Origin of the sequence: Moorena sp. SIO4A1 (assembly GCF_010672065.1) — a bacterium.
Classification (GTDB): domain Bacteria; phylum Cyanobacteriota; class Cyanobacteriia; order Cyanobacteriales; family Coleofasciculaceae; genus Moorena.
Genome location: NZ_JAAHHX010000788.1, coordinates 1 through 1,332 on the forward strand (window position 1 = coordinate 1; position 1,332 = coordinate 1,332).

At 44.3% G+C, this 1,332-nt stretch carries 2 protein-coding genes; both read right to left on the bottom strand.

Going from position 1 to position 1,332, the window contains the following annotated elements; genetic code table 11:
• Positions 1-77: 77 nt before the first annotated feature.
• Positions 78-791: an IS630 family transposase gene (locus tag F6K53_RS42905; RefSeq protein WP_366511452.1), complete on the bottom strand. Its 714-nt coding sequence runs from the start codon at positions 789-791 to the stop codon at positions 78-80.
• On the bottom strand, positions 752-1,243 hold the full coding sequence (locus F6K53_RS42910; RefSeq protein WP_293086722.1) for a helix-turn-helix domain-containing protein: 492 nt from the start codon (positions 1,241-1,243) through the stop codon (positions 752-754). Before F6K53_RS42910 ends, F6K53_RS42905 begins: the two co-directional genes overlap by 40 nt.
• Positions 1,244-1,332 lie beyond the last annotated feature (89 nt).

Below are 1,332 nucleotides of genomic sequence, written 5' to 3' on the forward strand. Positions count from 1 at the left end.
AAAATCTGCGGCAAAATTTAGGCAAATCTTGCAAATATTATCAAATGTCAACAGAACCTAGTGCTTCGTTAAACAGGTTATTGTTCTTTTAGAATTGGATACAACCGCTTGAGCTTTATCCGAGCGTCATTGGTCGTGAACTGCCAATCAATTGTTACTTTAGCCAAGTTTCGTCGTTGAACCCAAGCTGCAGTTTCTCTAGCTAGCGTCTCAATATCTGGAATCCGACGTCTTAGGCATTGCTTGGTGAAAGCCGCTAATTCACACTCAGCAACATTTAACCAACTGCCATGTTCTGGCGTAAAGTGCCACTCGAACTTTTGAGCAATACGATGAGCTTCGGCTGGCGGAAATCGCTCGTACAAAGCGGCCATGTGATGGGTATTTAAATTGTCAACAATCAAAATGATTTTCTCAGCATTTGGATAATCTTCATCTGCAATCGCTTTAAGGACTTCGGCAAAATCTATAGCTGTTCTTTGAGGCCGAACCCTAACTTGTCGTTGACCGCTCAGTGGCTCGACCGACAGAAAGAGTGCAGCACTGCCATGGCGATGATATTCATAATCTTCTCGATACCCTTGACCGGCTTTGAGTGGCAAGACGCCTCGGGGGGATGATCGAAAGGCTTTGCTTGTCTCATCAAGACAAACAACAGGTCTCTTTGAGTCATATGGTCGATGATAAACACTCAACACATCTTCCATTTTTGCCGCATAGTGGGCTGATGGTTTCGCGATGCACCAGCTTCTTACTCGCCAAGGTTGCAGTTCGTTTTTTTCAGCAATGATCCAACTGTGACATGACTAATCGTTTCAACGACATCAAGCTCAATCAGGCGATCAGCTAGGAGTCTTAAACTCCAACGAGCGTGACCAGTGGGTGGATCGCTGCAAGCGAGCATCACCAATTGTGCTTCAATATCACCTGTAAATGTTGGTTCAGCACCCGGGCGCGGTTTCTCATACAAAGCCGCTTCCAGCCCACCACTCAGGTAGTTTCGCTTGATGTTGCGCACAGTGGTCATACTGCAAATCACGCCATCTCCGATTTGTGTCAAAGTTCGTTTTTGACCTTGGCTACGGTCGCTTAACAACAAAACTCTGGCTCGTGTTTGTACACGTGCTGAAGTCTCATTAGCTCGGATCAACTCGGTTAATAAGATCCGTTCTTCTTCATCTAAAAATATATATTGATGCTTGCCCATATTGCTATAGATTAGCCACCACAAACAATATGTCAAAAATCACTTTAACGAAGCACTAGGATCTCACGGTTTTTCAGTAAAACGAAATTTTGATGCCGAGCCTTGAGTTTGGCTTTTTTGAAAAA